General features: G+C 55.9%; 5 protein-coding genes. All 5 read right to left on the bottom strand.

Translation table 11 applies throughout. The features are described from left to right. Nucleotides 1-365: 365 nt before the first annotated feature. Nucleotides 366-1,259 carry a 4-hydroxy-tetrahydrodipicolinate synthase gene (gene dapA, locus ACWVCN_RS06125; protein WP_455244670.1) on the bottom strand — a complete coding sequence of 298 codons (894 nt, stop codon included), beginning with the start codon at nucleotides 1,257-1,259 and terminating at the stop codon, nucleotides 366-368. Between the two features lie 14 nt (nucleotides 1,260-1,273). Then, on the bottom strand, nucleotides 1,274-2,455 hold the full coding sequence (locus ACWVCN_RS06120) for an NAD(P)/FAD-dependent oxidoreductase (protein WP_455244669.1): 1,182 nt from the start codon (nucleotides 2,453-2,455) through the stop codon (nucleotides 1,274-1,276). Continuing rightward, complete coding sequence (locus ACWVCN_RS06115) at nucleotides 2,448-2,720, bottom strand: (2Fe-2S)-binding protein (RefSeq protein WP_455244668.1); 273 nt, start codon at nucleotides 2,718-2,720, stop codon at nucleotides 2,448-2,450. The genes ACWVCN_RS06120 and ACWVCN_RS06115 overlap by 8 nt, the downstream gene beginning before the upstream one ends. A gap of 15 nt (nucleotides 2,721-2,735) precedes the next feature. Beyond that, a complete protein-coding gene (locus ACWVCN_RS06110) occupies nucleotides 2,736-3,233 on the bottom strand; it encodes a 4Fe-4S binding protein (RefSeq protein ID WP_455244667.1) in 498 nt (165 codons plus the stop codon). Next, nucleotides 3,218-3,753, bottom strand: a 536-nt coding sequence (locus tag ACWVCN_RS06105) for an NAD(P)/FAD-dependent oxidoreductase (protein ID WP_455244665.1), incomplete at its 5' end; no start/stop codon positions are given. The genes ACWVCN_RS06110 and ACWVCN_RS06105, both read right to left, overlap by 16 nt.

Below are 3,753 nucleotides of genomic sequence, written 5' to 3'. Positions count from 1 at the left end.
TCTTGGATGACCGCCGATCTCATGTCGTAGGCGGTCGCCGGATCGGCCTCTCCGGGTTCGCCGTAGAATATATAGACCAACTTGTCCGAGGCCGCCAGGCCGCCGACAGCTAATAGCGCTACCGCCAACAGCAATAACACGATTGTCTTGCTTTTCACTTGTTCCCTCCTTGCTGTGAGCCGATTGTCAATAAGCCAATTCCTTTTTGACAACGTGAATCCGTCTATCACCCCCTTACGGAGAATTTCAGCCTCGCCATACTATGGTTCCCCCGCTTTTTTGTCAACGTCCAAACAAGCGCGCGCAAAGGCAACCATCTTGTGAAGCGATGCTAAACGGTGACTCCTCATCTTCGAGTGAGACGCTCACTGTTGAAACACACCCAGCTCTTGGAGAATTTTGTCGATTTTCACTCTTTCAGCATCATCCAGCGGCAATTTGGGACTACTAGAAGAGCCGCCGCACAGCCCCATCTTGTCGAGGGCGTATTTCAGCGCCTTCTGCGTCTTCCCGGCGTATTCGAGATATCGAAGTAAGGGGAGCATCTTCTTGTAGAGCGTCCACGCGGCATCAAGATCCTTCTTCTCGGTCACCAGATCGAACAGGTCCACCGCCATCTTCGGGAAAACGTTGCCGATTACGCACACCCAGCCGATCGCTCCCATGAGGAAGAACTCGTAGGCCAAATCCTCCCAACCGCAGAAAACCCCGAGTTTGTCGTCGGTGAGCTGACGGATCTCGGCGATACGCCGGAAGTTCCCCGAACTTTCTTTGATGCAATCGATCGTGTGCAGCTCGGCGAGACGGGCGACCGTCTCCGGCTCGATGTCGACTTTGGAAGTAAACGGGTTGTTGTAGATCATGATCGGAAGATCGACCGCCTCGGCGATGCGCGTGTAGTGATTGACGATCTCATCGGGATCCGGGGTGTAGTACCAAGGCGGAAGGACCAGCGCTCCGGCTGCTCCCAGGTTCTTTGCCTGTTGGATATACTCGATCGCCTTTTCCGTGGTTTCCGCGCTCGACCCGACCACCACTGGTGCGTTACCGGCCGCGGCCTCGATCACCGTTTCTGTGACCCTCCGCTTCTGCTCGTCATTGAGACTGGCGAACTCTCCCGTGCTCCCTAATGCGATCACGCCATGAACGCCCTGATCGACCAACCATTCGACGTTTTTTCCCATCCCTTCGTAGTCCACCGCCTGATCAGCAGTGAACGGGGTGACGAGGACAACATATACACCCCGAAGTATCCCCATCTTTTTTCGCCTCCTTAGTGCAATTGATTCTCCTGTTCGAAGCGATCGAATCGCAGCGGCTCCACCGGAACAGTCGTCGGCCTGTCCACAATCATCTCCGCGATCACTTGCCCTGTCATCGGGGCCAAACCGATTCCGTCGCCTTCGTGTCCGGCGGCGATGTATAGCCCTGGCACCGAAGGCACAAGCGACACGATAGGAAAATGATCCGGTGTCCACGGACGAAGTCCTGCATAAGACCGAATCACGTTGATGTTCTTGATCGCGGGGAAGAATCGCAGGGCCCGCTTGGCCATCAGTCTCAGTACCTGTAAATCGGTACGGGTATTAAACCCGACAAATTCGCGGCTGGAGCCGATCAGGAAGTTCCCATGTCCGGTGGGTTCGTAGACCATCGCCACGCCGTAGGTTTCCATGTCGGGTTCGACGTCGCGTTTCTCACCGAACTTGGCCAATAAATAGCCGAACTCCTGGAGTTTTCGTCGCGCTCGTCGCGGCGTCCTTTCCGCAACCAAAATGTGTCCTTTGCGGGGTTCAATGGGAACGGTTACCCCCGCTGTCCTGGCGATCTGCGGTGTCCATACTCCGCATGCTAAAACGACCTTCGAGGCTAGCATTTCACCACTAGACGTGGCGACACCGAAGACCGCTCCGGAATCCTCCTGCAGAAGGGCAGTGACCTCCGTCCGCGAGTGGACAGACGCTTTATTGCGTTTGGCCGCTTCCACAAAACCGTACACCAACGCCATTGGGTTCAAGGACGAGTCTGAAGCGCACTCCACTAACCCAACAACGTCCCGGGGCAGAAGCGGCTCGTCCTCGAAGACGGCATTGCCTTCGATGTATCGCATCGGAAGGCCAGCGTCTTTTTGCTGCTTCACCCAATCGCGTGCCGCTTTCTCCTGCGCTTCGTCCTCTACGACGAGGACACTTCCACGTTGCGCGTAGTCGAGGTCGTAATCGAGCTCATCGACAAGTTGGGCGAGCAATTGCTGGCTCTTCAGAGTGAGTTGGCTGTCGTATCCCGGCTTCTTGTCGGTGCATAGGACGTTCCCGTCGCAGGCGCTCGATGTGCCGGATGCGATGTCGCCTCGTTCTACCAAGGCCACATTGATTCTTTCCTGTGAGAGATAGTACGTTACGGCCGCTCCGATTACCCCGCCGCCCACCACAATTACGTCGGCTGTGTCAATCATCTGGTATCCCCGCTAACGCGCCAAAGGTCACCGGCACAATAGGGAGTCTGATGGTATCAGGCTTGATCTTCTCCAGCGGTGTGCCCAGTTCTTGTGCCAAAAGACGCATCACGATCTTTTCGCAGGTGCGTCCCTGACACAATCCCATCCCCGCTCTGGTTCGCCGTTTGATGCCGGTTACATCCACGGCACCTTCGTGGATGGCCTGTTTGATCTGTCCGACGGTGACTTCCTCGCAGCGGCAGATAATGATCTCGTCATCCATTTCTATGGCTACTCCTTAGATCTGTATACCTCGTACGATTGCTGCATACTCGCGGGGCACAATCACCGTAATCATTGCAGTCCGATCGTTGGCTTTGGTGTTGACGACCTTAACCACTTCCGCCTTACAAACCGGTTTCCCGTCACGATTTACTGCGGCTACATTCTGCCCCACCTCAGGCAATGGCAGGTACTCATGGGGGGCCGTCACCGCAGCCAATCCGTCTGAATAGGTCAAGTCGACCAGAAAGATGGCCAACCCGGGACATCGAGGAATACACAGCCCACATCCGATGCATTTGGTCTCATCGAGTTGGGGGCAATTCGTGATCGGCGTCCCAACGATAATGGCATCATGAGGACAAGCCTCCTCACAGGGGTTACAGGGGATTTCCTGGGGGCATTCGATGACGACGACAGGTCCCTGTAGCATTCGGTCCTTTGAAGGGTAGCCTGGAGACCGTTCAAGCTCCGCTTGTGACACATCCCCATTTACAGCTACTTCTTTGGACATACTGTCTCCCCCAGGTCAACGAGCTTCTGTTTGGCATCCTGTATCGGCTGACAGAATGGGCCCCCTCTTAGTCCGCACAACCGATCGGCAATTGCTTGAAGCTCCTTTTTGTCGTAAGCACTCGTTTTGCCCATTGCGGAAGCCGCAGCAATCCCTGCCAGCTGACCTTCGTCTAATGCCGTACTCGCCTCTTCAATACCGGAGACGTCGCCCGCCACATAGATTCCAGGGACAGTGGTCTCCAATTGGCCGTTGTGAATGGGAACCCAACCGCCCAACACGGATGAGTTTGTGAGTTGGCATCCTGCGAGTGAGGCGAGACGGGTGTTCGGACGAAGCCCTATTGCCACACAGATCGTGTCGACATCGACTCTTTTCTCGCTACCAGGGATTGGTCTCCACGTGTCGTCCACCTTCGCAATGACGGCACCACTCACGCGTGACTCTCCCAACGCGCCAACAATTGTGTGCGAGGTCAGGATCGGGACGCCCGCACGGCGGACCTTCGCTGCGTGCACTC

The sequence above is a fragment of the Petrachloros mirabilis genome (genome assembly GCF_975968855.1).
This window is presented reverse-complemented; position numbering and strand designations above follow the sequence as displayed.